The 22273-nt window shown below is 64.3% G+C and carries 19 protein-coding genes; 4 read left to right on the plus strand and 15 right to left on the minus strand.

Annotation, left to right across the window (positions count from 1 at the left end; translation table 11 throughout):
* Window positions 1-88: 88 nt before the first annotated feature.
* From NXS98_RS14850 to NXS98_RS14890, 9 genes are all read right to left on the minus strand, one after another.
* Entirely contained in the window at window positions 89-1672 is a 1584-nt protein-coding gene (locus NXS98_RS14850; protein WP_283845810.1) for a flippase activity-associated protein Agl23, read from the minus strand.
* Window positions 1669-2343: a hypothetical protein gene (locus tag NXS98_RS14855; protein WP_283845811.1), complete on the minus strand. Its 675-nt coding sequence runs from the start codon at window positions 2341-2343 to the stop codon at window positions 1669-1671. The genes NXS98_RS14850 and NXS98_RS14855 overlap by 4 nt, the downstream gene beginning before the upstream one ends.
* 242 nt (window positions 2344-2585) lie before the next feature.
* Window positions 2586-3833 (minus strand): MFS transporter, encoded by a 1248-nt coding sequence (locus NXS98_RS14860; protein ID WP_283845812.1) that lies wholly within the window; start codon window positions 3831-3833, stop codon window positions 2586-2588.
* Window positions 3824-4642: a class I SAM-dependent methyltransferase gene (locus NXS98_RS14865; protein ID WP_283845813.1), complete on the minus strand. Its 819-nt coding sequence runs from the start codon at window positions 4640-4642 to the stop codon at window positions 3824-3826. Before NXS98_RS14865 ends, NXS98_RS14860 begins: the two co-directional genes overlap by 10 nt.
* Before the next feature lie 14 nt (window positions 4643-4656).
* Window positions 4657-6129 carry an exopolysaccharide biosynthesis polyprenyl glycosylphosphotransferase gene (locus tag NXS98_RS14870; RefSeq protein ID WP_283845814.1) on the minus strand — a complete coding sequence of 491 codons (1473 nt, stop codon included), beginning with the start codon at window positions 6127-6129 and terminating at the stop codon, window positions 4657-4659.
* Window positions 6130-6368: 239 nt separating this feature from the next.
* Complete coding sequence (locus NXS98_RS14875) at window positions 6369-8459, minus strand: response regulator (RefSeq protein ID WP_283845816.1); 2091 nt, start codon at window positions 8457-8459, stop codon at window positions 6369-6371.
* Between the two features lie 54 nt (window positions 8460-8513).
* Window positions 8514-8999 (minus strand): response regulator, encoded by a 486-nt coding sequence (locus NXS98_RS14880; RefSeq protein ID WP_283845817.1) that lies wholly within the window; start codon window positions 8997-8999, stop codon window positions 8514-8516.
* A 136-nt stretch (window positions 9000-9135) separates the two neighbouring features.
* Window positions 9136-9636, minus strand: coding sequence for a hypothetical protein (locus tag NXS98_RS14885; RefSeq protein ID WP_283845818.1), 501 nt, complete (start codon window positions 9634-9636; stop codon window positions 9136-9138).
* Window positions 9637-9640: 4 nt separating this feature from the next.
* A complete protein-coding gene (locus NXS98_RS14890; protein WP_283845819.1) occupies window positions 9641-10201 on the minus strand; it encodes a host-nuclease inhibitor Gam family protein in 561 nt (186 codons plus the stop codon).
* A gap of 84 nt (window positions 10202-10285) precedes the next feature.
* Between NXS98_RS14890 and NXS98_RS14895 the strand changes: the two genes are divergently transcribed.
* Window positions 10286-10660 carry a helix-turn-helix domain-containing protein gene (locus NXS98_RS14895; RefSeq protein WP_283845820.1) on the plus strand — a complete coding sequence of 125 codons (375 nt, stop codon included), beginning with the start codon at window positions 10286-10288 and terminating at the stop codon, window positions 10658-10660.
* Between the two features lie 60 nt (window positions 10661-10720).
* Here NXS98_RS14895 and NXS98_RS14900 read toward each other — a convergent pair whose 3' ends face one another.
* Together NXS98_RS14900 and NXS98_RS14905 are read right to left on the minus strand one after the other, a co-directional pair.
* Window positions 10721-11692, minus strand: coding sequence for an SGNH/GDSL hydrolase family protein (locus tag NXS98_RS14900; protein WP_283845821.1), 972 nt, complete (start codon window positions 11690-11692; stop codon window positions 10721-10723).
* Window positions 11693-11746: 54 nt separating this feature from the next.
* A complete protein-coding gene (locus NXS98_RS14905; RefSeq protein ID WP_283845822.1) occupies window positions 11747-13243 on the minus strand; it encodes a hypothetical protein in 1497 nt (498 codons plus the stop codon).
* 427 nt (window positions 13244-13670) lie between these two features.
* Between NXS98_RS14905 and NXS98_RS14910 the strand changes: the two genes are divergently transcribed.
* A complete protein-coding gene (locus tag NXS98_RS14910; RefSeq protein WP_283845823.1) occupies window positions 13671-14507 on the plus strand; it encodes a sulfide/dihydroorotate dehydrogenase-like FAD/NAD-binding protein in 837 nt (278 codons plus the stop codon).
* Window positions 14508-14520: 13 nt separating this feature from the next.
* Complete coding sequence (gene gltA / locus NXS98_RS14915) at window positions 14521-15930, plus strand: NADPH-dependent glutamate synthase (protein WP_283845824.1); 1410 nt, start codon at window positions 14521-14523, stop codon at window positions 15928-15930.
* A gap of 95 nt (window positions 15931-16025) precedes the next feature.
* Here the strand turns inward: gltA and NXS98_RS14920 are convergent, their stop codons facing one another.
* From NXS98_RS14920 to NXS98_RS14935, 4 genes are all read right to left on the minus strand, one after another.
* Window positions 16026-17522 (minus strand): sulfatase family protein, encoded by a 1497-nt coding sequence (locus tag NXS98_RS14920; RefSeq protein WP_283845825.1) that lies wholly within the window; start codon window positions 17520-17522, stop codon window positions 16026-16028.
* A gap of 112 nt (window positions 17523-17634) precedes the next feature.
* On the minus strand, window positions 17635-19128 hold the full coding sequence (locus tag NXS98_RS14925) for a hypothetical protein (protein ID WP_283845827.1): 1494 nt from the start codon (window positions 19126-19128) through the stop codon (window positions 17635-17637).
* 19 nt (window positions 19129-19147) lie between these two features.
* Window positions 19148-19927 carry a protein phosphatase 2C domain-containing protein gene (locus tag NXS98_RS14930; protein WP_283845828.1) on the minus strand — a complete coding sequence of 260 codons (780 nt, stop codon included), beginning with the start codon at window positions 19925-19927 and terminating at the stop codon, window positions 19148-19150.
* Window positions 19928-19941: 14 nt separating this feature from the next.
* Window positions 19942-20778 (minus strand): VWA domain-containing protein, encoded by an 837-nt coding sequence (locus tag NXS98_RS14935; protein ID WP_283845829.1) that lies wholly within the window; start codon window positions 20776-20778, stop codon window positions 19942-19944.
* A 384-nt stretch (window positions 20779-21162) separates the two neighbouring features.
* On the opposite strand from NXS98_RS14935, the gene NXS98_RS14940 reads away from it, so the two are divergent.
* The gene (locus NXS98_RS14940) at window positions 21163-22254 is read left to right on the plus strand and encodes a rhomboid family intramembrane serine protease (protein ID WP_283845830.1); all 1092 of its coding nucleotides are present in this window, start codon (window positions 21163-21165) and stop codon (window positions 22252-22254) included.
* Window positions 22255-22273: the final 19 nt, after the last annotated feature.

Here is a 22273-nt window from a genome sequence, read left to right on the forward strand (position 1 = left end):
ATGCTTGGGTGGCACTCCGCGAAAGCGGTTAACTCTGGCAGGAAATGCAAACTACGCCTTGTGGGGGAATGGCCTGGCGGGGGGCGGGTTACTCGTCCTGCCCGCGATGGCGCGGCAGAGACATGACATACCGCTCCCAGAGCTTGTACTCCACGTACATTTCCAAAAAGGTGTCTGGCGGATTTCGCCGCGCCGGGGGGCGCAGGCCAAACAAGCCCACCATGAGATATTGCTTGTTGCTCTTCTCGTCCAGCTCCGCCCCCAGCGAGGCATTAATGAGCATCACGGGCGCGTAGGGGTCAGCCGGCATTTCCTCCCACCAGCCGATGCGGCCGAATTCCCGGAGGTACCACGGCAACGGCCATACGCTGGTGGGGGACACCACCTTGATGAGCATGTTGGTGCCCTCGGGATGGACGGCGGCCACCGCCTTCACTTTTTGCACCAGCTCGAAGATGTTGGGAATGGTCTGGCTGTGGACGTAGGGATTGGTTCGGTCGTAGGCCACGGGCACCGCGGCGCGCCACGCCTGCCACAGCAAATGCCCGGCCATGCCGGCGAGCAGGACAATCAAGACTGCTTTGGCCCATCGCGCCCGCGCCCATTGCCAGAGAAAGGCCACGCCGATGCCGGCCAGCAGAATCAGCCCCTGGTGAAAAACCAGCAGGCACCAGGGGGTCTTGTAGGGGATGGCGGTGTAAATGAAGAGCAGGACGGCGGTGTACACCACCAGGAACAGGCCCAGCGCCGGGCTGACCCCCGCCGGCAGGCGGCGCGCACACACGGCGCCCGTGCCCACCAGCGCCAGTAATACAATGCTGCCCTCCGTCCACACATGGCTGCGCGGCGGATGCCACCAACACAGATGCTCCAAATAGTAATACCACGGTTTGATGAGGGGCGAAGCGCCGCCGGCGCGGGAAATCCAGTGCTCATACGTCAGCACGGCGTCGAGCAAGCCGCGGGGATGGGTGAAAAAGGACGTAAAAAACAGGCCCGCCGCCAGCAGGCAGGCCCCCGCCGCCAGCAGCCCGTGGCGCGGATTCCACCAGGGACGCGGTGTGCCTTCAGCCGTCCCGGCGCGCCGCAGCCACCACCGGGCCATGGCCACGCCGGCCATGGCGGCGGCCACTTGAAACACAAACGTCTCCTTGGTGGCATACATCAAGCCGATGCCCGCGCCGCAAGCCATGGCCCAGGGCCAGCGTCTGGTCTGGACGTAGCGCCAGCCCGCGCCCAGGGCCAGGAAGGTGAAAAAAATCAGGAATATTTCGTGAATGAAATACCGGCTGTAGAACACAAAGGCCGGGCTGATGGCCAGCAACACGCCGGCGGTCACGGTGGCCACGCGCCCCAGACCATCGGCCAGCCAGGCGAGCAGCAGAATCAGCAGCGCGCCAAACACCACCGGCGCCACGCGCAAATTGGCATCGGACATCCGGGCTTCCGGAGAAGCCGCCAGGACGAAGGGGAGGGAGATATAATGCAGCGTGGGGCCGTGAAACTCCTCGGGGTTGTAGCGGTACTCGCCCTTTTCCACCAGCCCCCGCAGAATCCAGGCGTTGACCCCCTCGTCATTATGAAGCGGCCGCCGGTCCAGTTGGGGCAACCTCAGCCCCATGGCCCCGGCGGCCAGCAGCAATAATAAAGCGCGGGTCAGCCAGCCGTTCATTTGGCCGGCAGGGCGTACACCTCAATCTCCGTGCGGTTGTTGAGGGCGCTCAAGTGACTGCCGTTGGAATACCAGCGCACGTAACGGGCCACCTCGCCCTTGCCGTCAATCACCCGGCCCCAGCGTGTCTCGAAATACTGGCGGTCCTTGCCGATGCCCAGGCCGGCCTTGTTTTCAAAATCATTGTTGAACAGCGTGCGGACGTTCTTGGTGAACTCGGCGTCGTCGGCAATCTGAATGATGACCCGCTGGTAGGTCTGGATGTAGCGATGGTCATGCCACAACACGATGGCATAAATCTTGTACATGTCCTGCAAGTCCACCTGCACCCACTGGATGCCCTTGCGCATCTCCACCACCTGGTCATCAAACGCCTCCTTGTCGCCGTCAGTAATCTGCTCCAGCGTGCCCGTGATGGGATTCTTGTCGCTGGCAGTCACGGGCTTTTTCAAAGCCACGTTTTTCACCCCCTGCGGGGCCATGAAAGGCGGCGGCTCCTTCTCCGGCACGGGCTCCACGTTGGGGCCGCTGGGCAAATCCTCCGGTGTCCCTTTGAGCGTCGGTTGCGGAATCTTGAGCGGCAGGGGGGCCAGGTCGGCGGCCGCCACATTGACCGTCATCACCAGCGCCCACAGCGCGCCGGCCATCATCAAGGCAATTACATTTCTCATGACCATCAATTTCTTTTTGATTTGCTTTGCTTTTCCACCATCGGAAAGCCAGCAGTTTCCACAAATTAGACCGCCTTCCAAGCCAAAATTATTCATTTGCGCCGGGGCCGGACGCCTGCCCTGGCGGCGGTTCGGCGGTTTTCTTCCGCCTGCGGGGGGACGGGCAGGTCATGGCCGGGGAAAAGGAAATGCCCTGCGAGATGGAAGCGCGGAGCCTTCGTCTCCGGGAAAGGCGTGCGGCATCAACCCGCAAGCGCGGTGGAATCCGCGGGCTTGGGGGCAGTCGGAAGGGTGTACACCAGCAGGGCGCCCAGGATGAACAGCACGGCGCTGTAACCGAAGGCAACCGAAGTGCCCAAGGCCGTCCATAACAGGCCCACGACCGCACTGGAAAGAAAGTCGCCCACGCCGTTGACGGTGGCCAGGACGCCAAAACCCATGCCGTGATTTTCCTGTGTCACCAGTTCGGCGCAGAGGGAGTCCTCGAGGGTCTCTTCGATGGCCACGTAAATCCCGCCCAGGAGAAACACCAGGCCCAGGGTCCACAAGTTCATGGGCGCCAGGATGATGAGCAGCGCCATGCCGGCCGCCAGGCCATAACCAGCGGCCAGCACTTTGGGTTTGGGAAAGCGGTCCGCCAGAACGCCGGCCACCATCGAGAAGCCGGCGTAGCAGACGTTGTGCGCCACGTACAGGCCGACGGCCAGACTGGCGGCGCGGGCTGTGCCCCATTCGGGCGCCAGTTTTTGGGCGGCCAGCAGGATCAGCAGGGTATGCGCAAAGTCGCCCGCCCCAAAGAGGCCGACGGCCACCAGGAATTTGCGAAACGGCCCGGGCAGGGCGCGCAGGCGCTGGCCAAAGGAAATATGGGGCACCGGTTTGCGCTCACGTTCACGGACCAGGAAGACAATGGCGCCCACTGCCAGCAAGCCGGGGATGAGGGTCAGCGCAAACAAGGTGGGATAGTGATGGCCGGTCCATTGCAGCAGCACCAGGGCGGTGGCGGGGCCGATGATGGCCCCCACGGTGTCCATCATGCGCTCGAAGCCAAAGGCGCGCCCGTAGGTTTCCCGCGTCACCGCCGCCGCCAGGAGGGCTTTGCGGACGGGAGTGCGCACGCCGCGGCCCAGCCACGCGGTGGCCCGGGCCAGCAGGACATGCCACGCGGCGGTGGCCAGACCAAAGGCGGCGGTGCCCAGGGCGGTGACGAGGTAGCCGGCCACGGCGATGGGTTTGCGGCGGGGGAGTTTGTCGGTGTAATAGCCGCTGGCCATTTTGGCGAAGCTGGAGAGGCCATCACTGACACCCTCAATGAGGCCGAGCCAGGCGGCCGCCACGCCCAGGCTGGCCAGAAAGGCCGGCATGACGGCTGTGGCGATTTCATGCGACCAGTCACTCAACAGCGAGGCCAGGCCAATGCCCAGGACCGTGCCATTCAACCAGCGGCGGCGGGGGGTGTTGCTGGGTGGAGTGGGGGTGTTCATTTCCATGCGGCCACGGTCACGCTTTGGAAAAGACGGCGGCTCAGGCGGCGCTGCCAGCGGCGGGGAAAGCACGCCCAAATCCCTTCCAGCGTCCGTTCCAGGGTGTCCCACAGCGGATGGGCGTGCAGGCGGCCGGCGCGGTACGGACAGACCCGGCTGAAGCCGTGCTGCCGCAGCGCGGTGCGCAGCTCGCCATAGGTCCATTCCTGCAGATGAAACCCTTCCGGAGTGTCGCTGAAATGGGCGGAGATGTCATGCGGGCCGCTGAAACGGTGGGGCGTGGCCAGCACATACACCCCGCCGGGCCGAAGCAGCCGGTGAATGAGCTGCAAATGCCCGGGCACATCCTCGGGATGAAGGTGCTCCAGAAACTGGTAGCTGAAGGCCAGGTCCACCGAGGCGGGGGGGAGGTCCAGGTGATACCCATCGTACACCACGAGGCGGAAGTTGGGCGGGCGCTGCGCGGTGGGCGCGGTTTGGTCCGAAATATCCACGGCAATAACCTCGCGCGCGTGCTGGCACATGGCGAAGGCCAGGGCGCAGTCGCCGGGGGCGATTTCCAGGAAAGTTTGTGTCCGGCCCAGGAAAGGGCGCAGCAGCGCCAGGCGGGCTGCCACGGCGCGGCGGGTGCGTTCGGGGTCTTCGCGGCGCGTGAGGCGCGGATGGTCCGGCACGCGCGCAAACAGTTCGGTGTAGAGGGTTTGGTACAGGGCCGCCCGCTCGGCGCGGCTCGAGTGGCGGAGACGCCGGGCCAGCTCGCGTTCCACTTCGTAATGGCGGCGCAGGGCCTCGGGTGAGCGTGGCGGTTCACACATGCCGGCGGGCTTCCTTACTGTGGGGGGCCGGTGGGGGCGGGGGCCGGCGCGGAGAGGCTGGCCGGGGCGCCGCGATTCACGCGATACTCGGGCACGGCTTGTTTGTGGGATTCGTCCAGGCCGCCGCGGAGGACGATGCGCACCGTGTCCAGCAGGATGAAGCAATCCAGAAACAGGCTCATGTGTTTCATGTAATACAGGTCATATTCGAGTTTGCGGCGGGCGTCTTCCACCGAGGCGCCATAGGGGTAGCGCACCTGGGCCCAGCCGGTGAGGCCGGGCTGAATCATCAACCGTTCCTTGTAGTAGGGCACCTGGCGGGCCAGCTCCTCAATGAATTCAGGCCGCTCGGGGCGTGGGCCGACGAAGGACATCTCGCCGCGCAGGACGTTGAGAAGCTGGGGGATTTCATCAATGCGGTAGCGGCGCAGGAAGCGGCCCACCGGCGTGACGCGGTCATCATTGGCGGCGGCCCAGCGCGGGCCGTCCGCCTCGGCATCCACGCGCATGGAGCGCAGCTTCAGCAGGGTGAAGGGGCGCCCAAAACGGCCCGTCCGGACCTGGCGGTAAAAAATGGGGCCGGGCGAGGTCAGGCGCACGGCCAGCATGGCGAGCAGCAGCGGCAGGCCGAGGACGAGCAGGAGGGACAGCGAAACCAGGATGTCAAAGCCGCGTTTGGCTTTTTTGATGTAAAGCAGGTGCGGGGCGGCGCTGGCACTGATGAGCCAGGCGGGCGACATCAGCTCCAGGGGCACCAGTTGATGGACTTCCTCGCACAAGGCCATGAGGGGCATCACCGTTTCGCCGGAGTAGCGCAGGCGGCAAAATTCCTGGCACAAAGCGGGGTGGTCCAGCGCGCGATTGGTGCACAGCACGCGGTCAATGCGGTGCTGTCGCACGAGGTCGGCGAGCTGGGCGGTGGTGCCCAGGGCCGCCACGCCGGCGCGCGGCGTGTAGCCCGGGGCGCACACCAGCCCCACCAATTCCAGGCGGCCCTGCCAGAAGCTGTCAAACCATTGGGTCTCCTTTTCGTCTTCGGCATCGGTGACCACCAGGGCCACCCGCTCACGGTACGAGGCCAGTTGGCGCAAAATCAGGACGTGATGCAGCAGAATAAACAGGAAGGCAAAAATGGAGCTGTAAGCCATCACGCCGCGGCCCACCCGCGAGGAATAATTCAAATAGAACATGGCCGTCATGAGCAGCACGGCCAGGCCGAGGTTGAGGAGGATGACCAGGGCGCGGGTGAAGAGACTTTGATGCTGGGTTTGGGGGGCGTAGAGGCCGAAAATGTAACTGGCCGAGGCAAACACCAGGGCGCCCCAAATCAGGCTCGGGTAGTAGGTCCATTGGGCGGTGTACACCAGGGTGCTGTCGCCCAAAAACCGCAGATAAATCCCGAGCATGAAGGCCAGAATGAACAGCACCATGTCCAGGGCAAAATGCCAGGACACATGCGCCAGCCGCTGTCGTGAACCGCCGTTCATGCTGTGCTGGGTGTGGTTGCCGGGACTCGCGACTGCGAGTAACGGGTCATGGGATGATAGTAGAGGATGGGCCGAAAAAGACAAGGATACATTAAGATTTTCCCCCTTGCGCCGGCTTCCGCCCGGAGAGGGAGGGGTGCTGGGGGTGGCGTTCCACCAAAATCCTCACCCTGCGCCTTTCTCCAAGGGAGAGAGGGGTGGCGTGCTTTGGCTGCGGCCCGCGCAGGGGCGGGTGGCCGCTATTGTGTGGCCAGACACTCCTGGATGAGTTCGATGAGGCGCGCCGGCGGGTAAGGTTTGGCAATAAAGCGCACGCCCGGACCGGTTTCGATGCGGCGGCCGGCAAAGTCCACGCTGTAGCCGCTGGTGTAAATGATTTTCAGGCTGGGGCGGCGTTGCCGCAGCTCGACGGCCAGCTCTTCCCCGCTCATGCCGCCGGGCATGACCATGTCGGTGAGGAGCAAATCCACCTGGCCTTGCTGTTGATTCCAGATTTCGAGGGCTTCCGGCCCGTTGGCGGCGGTGAGGACCTGGTAACCGTACTCTTGTAAAATTTCCTGCGCCAGGAGGCGCAAATCCGGTTCGTCCTCCACCACCAGGATGACCTTGGCCGCCCCCGCCTGGGGGGCGGTTGAGGGCAGCGGCGGAGCGAGGGTTTCGGCCAGGGCGGGCAGCAGCACGCGGAAGGTGGAGCCCTGGCCTGGATGACTTTCGACCTCAATCCAGCCCTGGTGCTGTTTGACGATGCCATAAACGGTGGCCAGCCCCATGCCGGTGCCTTTGCCCACGTCCTTGGTGGTGAAAAAGGGTTCAAACAAGCGGCTGAGGGTTTGCGGGTCCATGCCGCAGCCGGTATCGGCCACCGTCAGGCAGACAAAACGCCCCGGGCGCGCCTCGGGATGGCGGGACTCGGCGCCGGGGCCGACTTCGACGAGGGAAGTGCGGATGACCAGGTCTCCGCCGTGGGGCATGGCGTCGCGGGCGTTGATGGCCAGGTTGAGGACGATTTGCTCCAACATGCCGGCGTCGGCGGCCACGCGCGGGAGGTCGGGGGCGAGCTGGAGGTGAACGCGCACGTTTTCCTCGACGGTTTGGTCCAGCATTTTGCCCACGCGGTCCACGACCTGGTTGAAATCCACCGGCTCGGGTTGCAGCATTTGCTGGCGGCTGAAGGCCAGCAACTGGCTGACCAGGCGGGAGGCGCGCTCCGTGCCGTTGAGAATATGGCGCAGGGAGGCGGCTTGCGGATGGTCCTGCGGGCTGCGGCTCAACAGCAGGCTGGCGTACCCCTGGATGATGGTCAAAATGTTGTTGAACTCATGGGCCACGCCGGCGGCGAGCTGGCCGACGGCCGCCAGGCGCTCCTGCCGCAGGGCGGCCTGCTGGCGTTCCTGCAACTGGTTGTAGGCGGCCTGCAAATCTTCATGCAGCTTCACGTGGCGCGCCGCCAGCGAGATGTGCTCGGCCAGGGCGCGCAGGAAATCCGTTTCCGCTTCCGAGAAAGGGTCCGCGGCCGGCCGGGCCAAGAGCATGGCGGCGAGCATGGATTGCTCGGCGGCCAGCGGGACCGCCACCAGATGCTCCAGGCCCAAACGTTCCAGCTCGGCTTCAAATCCCTGGGCGGGGCGTTCCTGACCGCGCCGACCCAGCGCTCCGCGGATGCAATTTTCGAGGCAGGTTTTGGCGACGGGCAACGGGGCGCCCTCCTGCCAGCCCAGCTCGGCGGCCAGGGCGCGGCTGCGGGGGCCAAGGGCGATGATATGGGCTTTGTCCAGGCCTGCGGGAAAGGCGCAAACCAGGCCAAAGCGCACCGGCAGGTGTTCCTCCAGATGCTTCAAGGCCACCTGAAAGATGCTGGGCAAATCCAGGCGCTCGGCCACGGCGCGGGTGGTCTGGTTCAGGAGGCTGATGCGGGAGAGCTGCTGGCGGAGGGCGTTGGAGGTGCGGTGGTGTTCAACGGTATAACGAATGGCCCGCTCGAGGGTGCGGGCGTCCAGGCCGGCTTTGTTGAGATAATCGGCCGCGCCGGCTTTCATCACGGCCATGTCCACCTCGAGGTCATTCAGGCCGGTCAGGATGATGATGGGGGGGCAATGTGGCAGGCGGCGCGCCTGCTCCAGGAAGTCCTGGCCGGTATGCTCCCCCAGGCGATAATCGCAAAGACAGACATCGTAGCGCTGGCGCTCGAGCATGGCCAATCCACCGGCCAGGGTGGTGGCGTCATCCAGGCGAAAGCGGTCACCGAGGCATTCGGCGAGCAAGGCCCGCGTCATGACGTGGTCATCCTCGTCATCGTCCACCATTAAAATGTGCAGCAGCTCCGGCTCCATAACGGCGATTCTGCAGCGGGCTGCCGTGCCTCCCTGGCGGCGGCAACAGACAGCTTAGGTGGCGCCGCCCACCGGGGGAGTGGATGGCGGCAGCTCCACAATTTCAAACCAGTAGCGTCCCAGCACTTTCATGACTTCCACCAGCCCCTCGAAGGTGACCGGCTTGGTGATGAACGAACTGACCCCCAAATCGTAACTGCGGAAAATGTCCTCTTCGGCCTTGGAGGTGGTCAGGACGACAATGGGAATCTGGCGCAGGTCAGCGTCGGCCTTGATTTCCGCCAGGGCCTCGCGCCCGTCTTTGCGGGGCATGTTCAAGTCCAGCAGAATAAGGCCCGGGCGGGGGGCGGCCCCGGGGGCGGCATACGGTCCCTGCTGGCGGAGGTAGGCCATCAGCTCCTCGCCATTTTCCACGCAGCGCAAATCGTTGGCCAGGCGGCTTTCGGCCAGCGCTTCGCGGGTCAACAGGCGGTCGTCCGGGTCATCTTCTGCCAGCAAGATGACGATGGGTTCAGGATTAGCTTTCGTCGGTTCAACCATTGGTGCGGCATCCTAATGCGGCAGCGTCGCAGGGCAAGAGAAAATCTCGGCGGGGGCTGTGGCACGCCGACGATGTCAGCACCATGGCTGACCGGGGGCTGTTTCCCGGGGTTCAGGCCTGCCTGCCGCACCCTTGTCATTGAATGCGGCGGGCCAGCAGGAAACGCTCAAGGCTTTCGCGGGAGATGAGCGGCGTGCGGCAGGTGAGCGAGGCCTGGCCACTGGCCGGGCGCAAGGCGCCGGAGCGGAGATGCCGGAAGACCAGGTTGCGATCGCAATTCAGGAGGGCCTGCACTTCGCTGCCGCGCAGGAGGGGGCGATGATGGCCAATGATTCGCTCGACCACCTGCGCCGGTGTTGGCGAGGGGCTCAACAGCATTGCGGCGGCCCGGCAGCCCAGGTGGCGGCGCGCCCATTCGAGCGACTCAAACCAGATGCGGATTTCGCGGCGGCGGCGGCAGGGGCCGGCCGCGATGTCCCATGCCCATTCCAGGCGGCCGTCCTCAATCATGCGCAGGACATCATCCGGATGCCGCCGCAGCCAGGCGGTGGCCCCGCTGATGGTCCAGAGGGGGCGCACCGCACAGGCGGCGGACGGTGGGGCTGGCCGGGAGGTGGTGGCAGCGGCGGGTGTCATGGCATCAGGCGGCCAGGGACTCGCGCGCGGGGACCTGCGTGGCTTCCAGGCGCGGCTCAATGAAGAACAGCTCCTCCTGCTGCACACAAAGACCCACGGCGGCCAGGGCCGCCTCGCCCAGGGCCACGCGGTCCGCCAGCAGGCGGACTTTGTTAGGCTCTTCGCGCACGCGCAAATAAGCCTGCCATTGCGGCTGGTCCTTCAGGGTGGCCGTGACGCGCTCCCACGTCCAGCCCGCGCGCGGTTTGAGCGCCGGCGGCGAGGCGCGCCAGCCCAGCAGAGCCTGCGGCAGCTCCAGGCTGCGGCGCCCGCCAAAGGCCTCCGGATGCGATTCGGCCCAGGCGCGGACGGCGGCGGTTTTGGCGGCAATGTCCCCCCGCACCCGCTGGAGGGCCGGCTCCACCTGCTCGCGGGCCAGACGCAGCCGGGCGTCCAGTTCGGCGGTGAGGCGCACTTCCTCGAGCTTGAGCGCGGCGACTTCGGCGGCCAGGGCCGCCAGGGCGCGGCGCGAGCGCGGGACGGCGTGGGCGGGAGGATTTTTGGGGGTGGAGTTTGAGCTTGTCATAGTTTGCATAATTAAATAATTTACAGGGACGGGTTATAATTTATTTAATTGACAGGTCAAGCCTGTTTTTAAATTATTTACAACATGAGTCCCGCAGCGCGTGAGTTCGTGGCCTGGATGCAACGGCTGGGCTGGAGCCAGTCCGAGACGGCCCGGCAGTTGCTGGTCACCCCCAGTCACATCAATCAGATTGTGCGCGGCAAGGCGGAGCCGAGCGCGGCGATGTTGCAGTTGCTGCGGTTGACGGCCTCCCGCCTGGGGGAGGGGGCCGAGGCGCTCGCGCCGGGGCGGGAAATGGATTTGGCGGACCAGTTCTGGCGGGAGCTGCGGCGGCAGCGGCTGGACCTCCTGCCGGCGGAGGAACAAAGGGAATTTCTGAAGGCGTGGGCGCGGGTGCTGGGCATCGAATGGCCGCGGCGGCGGACCAGGGAGGGGCAGCAGGACCAGGGCAGGCGATGAGGCTTGGGCCGGGCCTGCGGCGGGCCCCAGCGTTCAGCGTTGGCTGAAGCAGGCCTTGAGTTAGGGTTGAGAGACGCCTGAATCAGGATGCGCCCGCACCACGCGCCAGGCGGTTTGTTGAATGGTCTGGGCCAGCTCGGGGGCGATGCGGCCGTAGGGCGCGGTGGGGAGGCCTTCCGGCGATTGTTTGAAGAGGGTGGCGAAATACGTGCAGGCCACCAGGTAGCTGCCCGGCTCGTTGAGGTGAATGCCGTCTTTGTAGAATTGGTAAATGCTGGTCCAGCCCGGCACCTTGCCGGCCTTCATTTGTTGATGCAAATCGGCCATGACGTGGCCCACGGGCACCAGGCGCACGGGGCGTTTAAGTTCCGGCGTCAGGCGCCGCACTTCGCGCAGAAGGGTCTCGAAGTAGTCGCGCGTTTCATTGGTGGCGTCCCAGCCGCCGGTGTATTTGGCCTCCCAGCGGGTTAAAAAATCATCCACCTTGGACAAATCATTGCCGCTGCCGGGCTTGGTGGGGTCATAATCATTTTTGTCAAAGGGGATGCTTTTGCCCTGGTGGGTGACGCGCGGCCAGCGGGCGTAGATATAGACCTGGACGTTGGGATTCTTCGCCGCGGCCATGCGCGCCCACTTCGCGATGAGGGCGGCATCGCCGGTGTCTTCGCCCTCCTTGTTTTTGCCGTGCAATTGGCGGTCAAAGGGCTGGAGAGAAATGGCGTCCCAGGCAAAATCGGAGAGGGCGGTTTGCCAGCCGCCGAAGGGCGGCTCGCGGAAACCATCGTTGGGATGGGTGTAGAGCCACTCGAGGGGCGCGCCGGGAATCATGTGGCGGCCCCAGGTGACGGTGATGCCGCGCGTGGCCGCCAGTTGGGCCAGTTGGGCATAGCGGATGGTATCGGTCACGCTATTGCCGATATAATAAACCCGCAGGTTTTTGGGCGTCTCAGCCGCGGGCAGCGACAGGGTCAAAATGATGGCGGACCACACCGCGGCACAGAGCCGGGTAAAAGAGGACTGGAGCATCAGCATGTTGGTTGAAGGAGGGTTGGTTCCAGGTTGAAACATTGGATACACGGGAAAAAGCTAGCGTGCGGGCGAAGTGGCCGCGGCGGTGGTGTTGGTCGTGGCGCCGTGGCTTCTGGGTTTGCTTTTGAACTTGATTAAACCAAAAAAGAAGGAGGTTTTCTTTTCCTCCGGCGTGGCTTCCTGCCGGTAGAAATTCCAGAGAAACGACTGGGAGCTGGCGCGGGTGACGGCGTTGCTTTCGGCGCGCCACAGGCTCCAGACGGGGGAGTAATTGCGCTGGATGCTTTTGTTTTGCGGCAGGAAAGGCTCGAGCAGGGACAACACCTGCAAGCGCTCGCTGCCGTCCTGCTCCTTGCGATGGGTGAACAGCGGCCATAAGGAGGTGCGCCGCCGGTATTCTTGCGTGCTGGTGTTTTTCTCCACCGCATCCGAGTAAAGGAAATAGAAAATGCGCAGGCGCTCACGGTCGAGCGGCTCGGAGTGCACGCGCCGGTAACTGCGCAGCGGCCAGAGGACGGTTTCGCTTTCCAGGCTGGCAGTCTGGCCGTGGCTGTAAAGGGGCCAGACGCGGTTCATGGTTTTGCCTTCGCCGCGGGCAAAAGTGACGAACGGCCAGGGGGCGCTCCATTCGCGGTAGCCGCGCGCGCGGTCATCCGTGTAGGAGAAGCTGAAGGGCCAGAGGATGCCGGTGCTTTCGCGCTGCGGGCCGCGCTCGAAGCTGTAGAGGGGAATGAAGGCCTGGGCGTGGTGTTCATTGTCGGTGCCGATGCCGGTCACCTGGTCATGGAAGAAGGGCCAGAATAAAAACCATTTTTCATGGCCCGGCACGGTCTCCAGCTCGTCAAAGCGGTTGGTGCGCTGATAGGGCTGGCGCACCTCATGCCCGACCAGCGGCCACACCTGCCAGCCGCGCAGGCTCAATCCGCGCCGCACATGCCCAAACGGCAGGAGGTAGTTGTCCGTGACGATGTCCCGTTTGCGGGTTTGCACGTAGGCTGGAAAGAGGACCCAGCGCACTTCGTCCCGCATCAGACGGTGGTAGAGATGCCCATAGAATGGCATCACGCCCCAATAGCTGTTGGTGGGCTGGTCGGCGGACTGATAAAAAACCAGGGGAAACAGGGTAAATCGGCGGCGTTGCTCGTCCTCGCCGGTTTTGCCGCCCGCCCAGGAGAGGAGTTGAAAAAATTGCCAGCGCCACTCCGAGCCAAAGCGGTCATAGGTCAGCACGGGGTAGAGGAAATCGTACTCCACGGCATCCACTTCAGGGTCGCTGTTGCGTTGATAGGAAAAGAGCGGGGGAAACGCCAGGAGTTGCGAGGTTTCCCATTCGCGGCGCAGGTACAGCGGGCCCAGGATTTCCCATTCCAGCCCGGAGTCCAGCGTCAGGCGGTGTTTATCGTAGAGGAAACCGTGGTGGACGGCATTGGTCTCCGCGGCGTGGCAGGCGGGCGACAGCAAAACCGTCACGGCTGCGAAGAGCGCCAGTCCACACGCCCGCTGGCGGCGCCACGCGCCCTGAAGACTCGCGAACAATGTTTTTGGGATTGGCATGTCCCGGAGCCGATACTTTCCCAGCCGGCGCCTTACCGTCAAGCCAATCAACCCACGGGCTGTGATGGCGTGGGCGGAAAAAGCCGGACCAGCTCTGGAGGATTTTTCCAGGGCTTGGATTTTTTCCCTCACCCCGGCCCTCTCCCAGAGGGAGAGGGGGGGCAGGGTGATGCGTTTAGCGAGGGCCGAGCGCCCCCAGCCCTCTTGCGGCGAGAGAGGAAGGCTTTTGTTGGTGGGACGCCGTGGAGAGCCCCCCTCCAAGGCATTGCTGCTGGCATTGGGTGGGTTTTGCCCTGGCGGGAGTTCTGCAAAAAACAGTGACATTTTAACAAATTAGGCATTTGACCACTTGGGCAACTTGTCGTTTAGTCTCCGTCTGTTTGGGGTGCCGTCCCGGAACCACAGGGGGCGCCCGGAGTTTGAGATTATGCATCGGATTGTACGGCGAACACCCCTCAGCCCGAATGTCACGCGGCTGGAGGTCGAGGCCCGGCGCATTGCTGAGACGCGCGCGCCCGGCCAATTTGTCATTGTGCAGCGCACGCTGGAGTCGGAGCGGATTCCGCTGACGATTGCGGATGCGGAGCCGGCGGCGGGCGTGATCACGCTGGTGGTGCAGGCGGTGGGCAAGAGCACGCGGGAGCTGGTGGCCATGCAGGAAGGGGAAGCTATTGCCACGGTGTGCGGCCCGTTGGGGCGGCCCACGGAGTTGATTGAGCGCGGCCATGCGCTGTGTGTGGGTGGCGGCGTGGGGACGGCGGTGGTGCATCCGATTGCCCAGGGATTGCATCGGCGGGGGGTGCGGGTCACCAGCGTGATTGGGGGCCGCTCGCGGGAATGGGTGATTTATGAGGCGGAATTGCGGCGCCTGGGCGAGGTGGTGGTGTGCACGGATGACGGCTCGTACGGGCGCAAGGGGTTTGTGACTGACGCCACGCGGGAGCTGCTGGCCCGGGGCGAGGTGGATATCGTGTACGCCGTTGGGCCGGTGCCGATGATGCGCGCCGTGGCGGAGTTGACCCGGCCGCTGAAGGTGCACACCATTGTTTCCCTGAACCCCATCATGGTGGACGGCACCGGCATGTGCGGCGGCTGCCGGGTGGACGTGGGGGGCAAAACGATGTTTGCCTGCGTGGACGGACCGGAATTTGACGGGCACCTGGTGGACTTTGATTTGCTGGCCGACCGCCTGCAAACCTACCGCGCTCACGAGCAAAATCTGATGCAGGGCCATGCCTGCCACATTGGCCTGCCCACGAGTTAATCACCTTTCAGCCATGAAACAACCCCTGCCCATGAAGGAGCGCCTGCAGTTGCCCCGGCAAAAGATGCCGGAGCAACCGCCCGAAGCGCGCACCGCCAATTTTACCGAGGTGAACCTCGGTTTTTCCGAGCAACTGGCCCTGCTGGAGGCGCACCGTTGCATCCAGTGCAAGGAAGCCCGCTGCATCCAGGGCTGCCCGGTGCGGGTGAACATTCCCCAGTTCATCAAGCTGGTGGCGGAAGGCGACCTGGCCGGCGCGGCGCGGAGCTTGCTGCGCGACAACGCGCTGCCGGCCATTACCGGCCGCGTGTGCCCGCAGGAGACGCAATGCGAAGTGGAATGCGTGCGCGGCATCAAGGGCGCGCCGGTGGCCATTGGGCATCTGGAGCGTTTTGTGGCCGATTGGGCCTACCGCAACGCGCATCACCTGGAGCTGCCCAAGGCCGCGCCCACCGGCCGCCGCGTGGCGGTGGTGGGGTCCGGCCCCGCCGGCCTCACGGCGGCGGGCGAGCTGGCGGCGATGGGGCACGAGGTCACGGTGTACGAGGCGTTGCACAAACCCGGCGGCGTGCTGGTCTATGGCATTCCGGAGTTTCGCCTGCCCAAGCAGATTGTGAAGCAGGAGGTGGAGCGCCTGCAAAAGGCGGGGGTGAAAATCGAGTGCAACGTGGTCATTGGCCGCACTTACACCCTGCCGGAGCTGCGCCAGCGGTTTGACGCCGTGTTTCTGGCCAACGGCGCGGGCCTGCCGGTGTTCATGCAGGTGCCCGGGGAAAATTCCAAGGGCGTCTATTCGGCCAACGAATACCTGACGCGCGTCAACTTGATGGCGGCGTTTGCCAAATCCGACACCCCGGTGTTGAAAGGCCGGCACGTGGCGGTGGTGGGCGGCGGCAATGTGGCCATGGACGCTGCCCGCACGGCCAAACGCCTGGGGGCCGATGCCTCGATGATTGTTTATCGGCGCACCAAGGCCGAGATGCCCGCCCGGGTGGAAGAAGTGCATCACGCCGAGGAGGAGGGCATTCAGTTTGAATTTCTGGCCGCGCCGCTGGAGGTGTTGCACGATGAAAAGCGGTGGGTCACCGGCCTGCGCTGCCAGCGCATGGCGTTAGGCGAGCCGGACGCTAAGGGCCGCCGCCGCCCCGTGCCGGTGCCCGGGTCGGAGTTCACCCTGCCTTGCGATGTGGTGGTGGTGGCGATTGGTTCACGGGCCAATCCGCTGCTGACCTCCACCTGCCCCGAGCTGGCGCTGGATGAACGCGGCCACATCAAAACGGACGAGCGCGGCATGACGAATCTGCCGGGGGTGTTTGCCGGGGGCGACATCGTCCGCGGCGCCGCCACGGTCATTCTGGCAATGGGTGACGGCAAAAATGCGGCGCGGGCCATTGATGACTACCTGAAGGGCCTGCCACGCTAAGCGGGTGGCTTGCCGCCGATAAGCAGGCCGCAGGCAAGGCGGCGATGAGAGTATATTAGTGAGCAACCTGAAATGGAGCTTTTGCCTTCTTCAGTTCAGCGGATGCTGGCCTCGGGGAGCTCGGTTTTGACTCCTTCATCCACCGGCATGCGGTCGGGCAGCGCGCCCGCCAGCCGCATCAAGCGCTCCAATTCCCGGCGCAGCTCGCGCACGCGCGCGGCGTGAGCGGGGTCGTTGATGAGGTTGTGCCGCTCCTCGGGGTCGCGGCGGAGATGGTATAACTCGGCCAGATGCCGGTCCGGGCTGCCGTCGCCATGGGGGTAGTGGATGTATTTCCATTCGGTGGTGCGGATGCCGCGCACATTGGGGGTGTAAGGAAATTGTTTTTCGTAATTGTAGGCGTAGAAGAAAGATGACCGCCACGGGCCGCCGCCGGTGCGGGCGAGGGATTTGAAGGAGCGGCCGTGGATGTTGGGCAGGGGGGGCAGGCCGCACAAATCCAGAATGGTGGGGGCCACGTCCACGGTGAGCACCAGTTGCTCCAGCACGCGGGGGCGCGGGAAGAGGGGCGGGTACCGCACGATGAGGGGGATGCGGATGCTGGCCTCGTGCATGGTGCGCTTGTCCACCATGCCATGCTCGCCGTTGAGCAGGCCGTTGTCGCCCATGAAGATGAAAATGGTGTTGTCGAGCTGGCCCACGGCCTTGAGCGCCTCGTAAAGGCGGCCCACGCTGTCATCCAGGCTCAGGATGGTGCCCCAGTAGGCGCGCGTCATGGCGGCAAAATCCTTGACCGCTTCGGGGCGGCGGTCGGGGAACTGTTTGCGCCATTCAAAGAGCGGGCCGTAGATGCCATGCCAGGTGTCCAGCCTTTGCCTGACCCACTCCGGTTTGTTGTCCAGTTGAAAGGCGGTGTCCGGATAGCGAATGTCCACGTGCGCAAAGACGTTGGAATATTTGGGTTCAGGCACATAAAAACTATGGGGTGCCTTGTGGCCGAGAAAAAGCAGGAAGGGATGGCCGGGGGTCTGGCGCAGCACAAAATCCAGAGCATAATCCGTGACCACCTTGGTGTAATAGCCGGGCGGGGTTTCGCGCACGCCGTTGACGTTGAACTCGGTGCCGTAATATTTGCCCTGGCCCTTGTGCGAAATCCAATAATCGAAACCCGGCCGCGGCGCGTCATTGTCTTCGCCCATGTGCCACTTGCCGATGTAGGCCGTGCGCCACCCGGCCGCCTGGAGGCGGGCAGGGAAGCTGGGCAAATGCGCCGGGAACTCGGTAAAATTGTTCAGCACGCCGTGGGCATGGGCGTAAAGGCCGCTCAAGATGGAGGCCCGGCTGGGCGAGCAAAGAGACGTGGTGCAAAAGGCATTCGCGAAGCGCACGCCCTCGGCGGCCAGGCGGTCAATGTTGGGCGTTTTAAGGTGGGGATGCCCGGCACAGCTCAAGGCATCCCAGCGCAAATCATCGCACAAAACCACCACCACATTGGGACGCGGAGCAGCCGCCCCCAGCGCGGCGGCCAGGGACAGCAGCAGAGCGGCGGACCACCGGGCCCAAGAGCCACGGCGCGAGAAACTGGATTGCATAAATACTTCTTAACACCGCCTGCCCTTCGCGGCAAGCGTGGAGAGGGGGACATGAGTGAGAATTGTCTCCAATTCTAAAGGGGGTGACGCCGTCTGCTTTATTACCAGGCATTTACCTTGCCTGCCCCGGGAAAAGCACTGTGAGTGGCGGCCGGGGAGCAATTTGCAAGATGGCGGCGGGGCGGGGCGGGGGCGGGCGCTGGAGGAGTTTGATGAGGCCGATGGCGAAGACGGCGCCGCCGATGACGATGCCGGCCAGGGCCACCCATTTGAGCGGGGAATTGTAGTTCTGGAGCTGCACCCATCCGATGACCCCACAGATGACGGCCAGCAGTCCAAACCAGTGCAAGGTGGGGATGATGGAAAAGATGGCCACCGCGATGGCCGCCAGCGCAAAGTAATTCAACGGCGGCGCTTCTTCGGGCATTTTGACCGGCGCCTTGGGGGCGGCCGGGCTTACGGCCACGCTGGTGTGCAGGGGTTGGGTGGCGGCTTCGCGCGCGGCCGTGCTGTAATCCTGGGCAGTCGCGGGGGCGGCAGCCGCCGCCGCCGGCGCAACGGCGGGCGCGGGCGCGCGGCGCGGCTGGGCGGGCGCGGGCGGCGGCGAGGGGCGCGTGCCGGTTTGGCGGGTGGGCAATTCGTTGGCGGCCAGCCATTCGGGCACGGCTGAGACGGGCGCGGGCTGGGGTGCGGGTTCGGGCAGGGTGCCGCTGGCCAGGGCCTCGATGGTGGCCTCGAAGGTGGGGACCTGGGCGATGGGCCAGATGCAGGCGCGCTCCAGCACCGAAGCCAGTTTTTGCACGCGGGAATCGGCATGCTGCTTGAGCCGCTGGAAGATTTTGGAATTGCGCGGGTCTTTGAAATCGTTGGCCAGGAAGAGCAGGTTGTCGCCGGTGTGGAATTGCTGCCAGAGGGACGGTTCGCCGGCCAGCGCCAGGAAGCTGGTGTAAATGACCAGCGCGGCAAAATTATCGAGGTTGATGTCGTAGTAATCCGGGGTGCGGCGGGGGTGCTGGTAATTGGCGTGGCCCAGCTCGGGGCTGCGGCCCTGGCCAAAGGCGGGCACGTACATGCCATCGTAGTCCACCAGGCGGAACTGGCCATCGGGCAGACACATCACGTTGCCGTGCTGCAGGTCGCCGTGGGCGATTTGATTGGCGCGCAAATCCTTCATCAGGGCGCACCATTGCTCGGCCAGGCGCAGCATGGTCTCCGGCTCGTGGACGTGGTCCTCGATGTACATGTGCATGGGGGTGCCGGCCACCCAGTCCATTTTAACAATGGGATACCATTCATTGCGGAGCCGGATGCCCCGCAATTGAAACTCGAAGCCCACCAGCCAGGGGACGGCGACGGCCTGCAAATGGCGGGTCAGCAGGTTGTAGCGCACCTGCTGGTTGGCCACCTGGCGCACGAAACAACGGATGGCATAGTGCTTGCCGTTCACCGTGGTCAGCTCATAGACGCTGGCAAAGTTGCCCGACATGACCTTGGGCATGCCGAGCATGTCGGTGGCCACGGTGGCGGTTTTCAGTTCTTCCTCCTGAAAACACACCTGGGGATTTTGAATCGCGTCCTGATAATCGGTGTGGGAGGGCCAGTTCATGGAGACATGCGGTTTGCGGTTAACCTTCCCAACGGATGACCACCAGGGTCATATCATCATTGCGCACCCCTTCCTGCTTGCGCAGGCGCTCAGACAACGCCGCAAATTCCTCCTCGCTTTTCAGCGCCAGCAGTTGCTGCCACGGCTTTTCGCCGGCCTCGTGCCGCTCCAGAAACCACTTGGCCAGGGCGTCGGTGGCCAGGAAAAACTGGTCCCCCGGCTTGACGCCGCCGGAGGCGGACTTGATGTCGCGCAAGGCGGAGTAATTGTGGTTTTCATTGCTGGCCAGCAGGATGGGGCGGCTGCTGAATTCATCGCTGCGGGCCACGGGAAAGGTGGCAATCAACTGGTCCTCGCGGACTTGAAAGAGGTTGCTGTCCCCCACGGCAAAAGCATTCCATTTCAGTTCCTCGCCCTGCAACGTGCGGCTCACAATTTTTTCCCAAACCGTGCCGTGCGCGGAAAACTCCAGGGCCAGAAAGGTGGCAAAGGCGCCGTTCTCGGCCTTTTCCTGGCAATACCAGGGCAGGCTGGCCCAATCAATGCTCTGGCGCCACTCGTGCTGCAGGGGGAGCATCCAGAGCATCATGGCATCTTCGGCAGGGGGCATGCCGAAGGGGGGCTCGGTGATGTAGGCCTTGACGAGGCTCTGGGCCCACCGGTCGCTGAAGGCCGACTCGGTGGCGCCGTCGGCAATGGCGAAGCGCAGGCAGTTCACCTCATACGCAAATGCGTCATCGCATTCGTCCAGAGAGTATCCCTGCTTGGGCAGGCGAAAAGCGGTGACGATGGGAACCACGAGCCGGCAAAAGTTTAGCGCAGGTTGCTGCCGCGGGTGCCGATGTCCAGGAAGCGGATGAGTTCCACCAGGTCGGCGTTGAAGGCAAACCCGCGGGCTTCCGGCCCCAGGTTGAATCCCTCGGCGCGGGCCAGCTCGCGCATGCTGGCGGGCAGCACGCTGGAGATGGAGAAGAGCGTCTTGGCAAATTCATCCGGCAAATCCGCATCGCTTTCCGGGAAGATGATGGGCTGCACCGGCTGGCTGGAAATGTGGCAGTTGAGCAGCAGCACATTGCCGTCCTCGGTGGCCAGGCTGGTCAGCTCCTGCGCCTGCGGCACGGGGCCGCTGTCGGTGGCCTCGCCGTCGCTGATGTTGATGACAATGGGGGGATACGAGGCCATGTGGCGCTGCACCCATTCCCGCAAAATCTTGCAGGCCATGTTCAGGGCGGTGCCCATGGGCGTGATGCCCTTGGCCACCGGCTCGAACCAGATGGGGAACTTCACCTTTTGCTCGATGACGCCCCCGCTGCCGTCGTCCACTTTGCGAATGCGCTCCTCGATGCGCGCCGGCGAGCTGGCCACCTCACTCAACGGCACCAGGTCCCGGCCGGCCAGCGGCCCGCTGAAGGCGGGCGCCACGGTGGCGCCGTAGCCGATGACGCACACTTCATAAAAGTTGCGCACCCCGTCGCCGCGGGCGCATTTGATGATGAGATTGTGCAGCAGGCGGTTGATGGCGTCGGCCACACTGTCGCACTTGCGTTTGTTCTCACTGCCGGCAATGGGTTCCACCATGGAGCCGGACTGGTCAATGAGAAACATGAACACACTGGGGTTGGCACGACTGATTTCGGCTGAATAAGGCATACCGTTTGGCTCGTGTTATGGCTTCGGCTTGCTTGCTCGCTCCGCGCCAGGACGCTGCTGCGTCAACCGCCACATCGCCTGGATGTCCATTAAATAGCAGCCTCACCGGCAAAAAGCAATCAGAGTTTTGGCCTGAAAAAGGGCCGGGGCTTCCGTTTTGGGTGAAGTTTTTGTGCCGCCCCGGGCGCTGCCGCCGGGCGGGAATGCCCGGAAACAGCCCGATGGCCGCGCGCGGGAACCCCATCGGGAGGGTGCCGGGGAGTCCGGGATTGCCAGCCGGCGGGAGGTTTGGCATTCTGCGGTGGTTGATGCCACGGGCGAGCAATCCTTTAACCACACCCCGACGCTGGCGGCCGGCCGGTCAAGCCCAGCCATTTCCTGCCCATGCCCACCTGCCCAGCATGTGAGCAGCCCTTGCGCGTCCAGCGGATGGCGGATGGGGTTTTATACGTGTGCGACGGCTGCACTGGCAGGTCCGTCACGCTGCCGCAGTTGCGGGCGCTGGGCGGGGACCGGCTGGTCAACAACCTCCTGCGCCAATTGAACCGGAATACCGCACCCAGCCCGCGCCGCTGTCCCTTCTGCGAGCAATCCATGAAGGCTCTGGCGCTGCCGGAGGCCGGCCTGGAGCTGGACGGCTGCCGCCGCTGCGGCATCATCTGGTTTGACACCCAGGAGCTCGAAAGTGTGCCCCCCGCGCCGCCGCCCAGCCTTGAAGAGCTGCATCTGCGGGCCGCCGAGGCCATGGCGATGGAAAAAATCCAGCGCCAGCAGGACGCTCAACCGGAGCCGGACAGGGAGTGGAAAACCCTGCCGGCCCTGCTGGGTTTGCCGGTGGAATCGGACACGTCCCCCCTGCGCCGCCGCCCGTGGCTGACGTGGAGCCTCGCGCTGCTCATCCTGGTCATCAGCGTGGCCGCCTTTTTCAACCTGGAACAAGTCATCGCCCAATGGGGCCTGGTGCCCGCCCAATGGTGGCGCCACGGCGGCCTGACCCTGCTGGCGGCTTTCTTCCTGCACGGCGGCGTCTGGCACCTTGCCAGCAACCTCTATTTTCTGCTCATTTTTGGCGACAACGTGGAGGATGACCTGGGCCACACCGCCTATGGCTTGCTCCTGCTCCTGGCCACCCTGGGCGGCCAGCTCGTGCATATCCTCGGCGGCCCCGGCTCCCTCACCCCGGCCATTGGCGCCAGCGGCGGCATCTCCGGCGTGCTGGCCTATTATGCCATGCAATTTCCCCATGCCAAAATCAGCCTGATGGCCCGCCTGGCCTGGCGCTTCTGGTGGTTGAAATTATCGGCTCGCACGCTCTTTATTTGCTGGCTGCTGCTGCAATTCTGGATTGCGTGGCAGCAAATCCAGGGCTTTGGCAACATTTCCGGCCTGGCGCATTTGGGCGGCGCCGCGGTGGGTGGGCTGTTTTGGTGGGCGCAGCGATTCCGTGCCCGCCTGCCCAAGACCGTCCCCGCGTAACAAGCCCGCCGTTCTTATC

The sequence above is a fragment of the Fontisphaera persica genome (assembly GCF_024832785.1).
Classification (GTDB): Bacteria; Verrucomicrobiota; Verrucomicrobiia; order Limisphaerales; family Fontisphaeraceae; genus Fontisphaera; species Fontisphaera persica.

Coding starts and splice junctions, on each gene's coding strand:
- NXS98_RS14850 (WP_283845810.1), bottom strand. CDS start 1,672: ATGAACGGCTGGCTGACCCGCGCTTTATTATTGCTGCTGGCCGCCGGG.
- NXS98_RS14855 (WP_283845811.1), bottom strand. CDS start 2,343: ATGAGAAATGTAATTGCCTTGATGATGGCCGGCGCGCTGTGGGCGCTG.
- NXS98_RS14860 (WP_283845812.1), bottom strand. CDS start 3,833: ATGGAAATGAACACCCCCACTCCACCCAGCAACACCCCCCGCCGCCGC.
- NXS98_RS14865 (WP_283845813.1), bottom strand. CDS start 4,642: ATGTGTGAACCGCCACGCTCACCCGAGGCCCTGCGCCGCCATTACGAA.
- NXS98_RS14870 (WP_283845814.1), bottom strand. CDS start 6,129: ATGAACGGCGGTTCACGACAGCGGCTGGCGCATGTGTCCTGGCATTTT.
- NXS98_RS14875 (WP_283845816.1), bottom strand. CDS start 8,459: ATGGAGCCGGAGCTGCTGCACATTTTAATGGTGGACGATGACGAGGAT.
- NXS98_RS14880 (WP_283845817.1), bottom strand. CDS start 8,999: ATGGTTGAACCGACGAAAGCTAATCCTGAACCCATCGTCATCTTGCTG.
- NXS98_RS14885 (WP_283845818.1), bottom strand. CDS start 9,636: ATGACACCCGCCGCTGCCACCACCTCCCGGCCAGCCCCACCGTCCGCC.
- NXS98_RS14890 (WP_283845819.1), bottom strand. CDS start 10,201: ATGACAAGCTCAAACTCCACCCCCAAAAATCCTCCCGCCCACGCCGTC.
- NXS98_RS14895 (WP_283845820.1), top strand. CDS start 10,286: ATGAGTCCCGCAGCGCGTGAGTTCGTGGCCTGGATGCAACGGCTGGGC.
- NXS98_RS14900 (WP_283845821.1), bottom strand. CDS start 11,692: ATGCTGATGCTCCAGTCCTCTTTTACCCGGCTCTGTGCCGCGGTGTGG.
- NXS98_RS14905 (WP_283845822.1), bottom strand. CDS start 13,243: ATGCCAATCCCAAAAACATTGTTCGCGAGTCTTCAGGGCGCGTGGCGC.
- NXS98_RS14910 (WP_283845823.1), top strand. CDS start 13,671: ATGCATCGGATTGTACGGCGAACACCCCTCAGCCCGAATGTCACGCGG.
- gltA (WP_283845824.1), top strand. CDS start 14,521: ATGAAACAACCCCTGCCCATGAAGGAGCGCCTGCAGTTGCCCCGGCAA.
- NXS98_RS14920 (WP_283845825.1), bottom strand. CDS start 17,522: ATGCAATCCAGTTTCTCGCGCCGTGGCTCTTGGGCCCGGTGGTCCGCC.
- NXS98_RS14925 (WP_283845827.1), bottom strand. CDS start 19,128: ATGAACTGGCCCTCCCACACCGATTATCAGGACGCGATTCAAAATCCC.
- NXS98_RS14935 (WP_283845829.1), bottom strand. CDS start 20,778: ATGCCTTATTCAGCCGAAATCAGTCGTGCCAACCCCAGTGTGTTCATG.
- NXS98_RS14940 (WP_283845830.1), top strand. CDS start 21,163: ATGCCCACCTGCCCAGCATGTGAGCAGCCCTTGCGCGTCCAGCGGATG.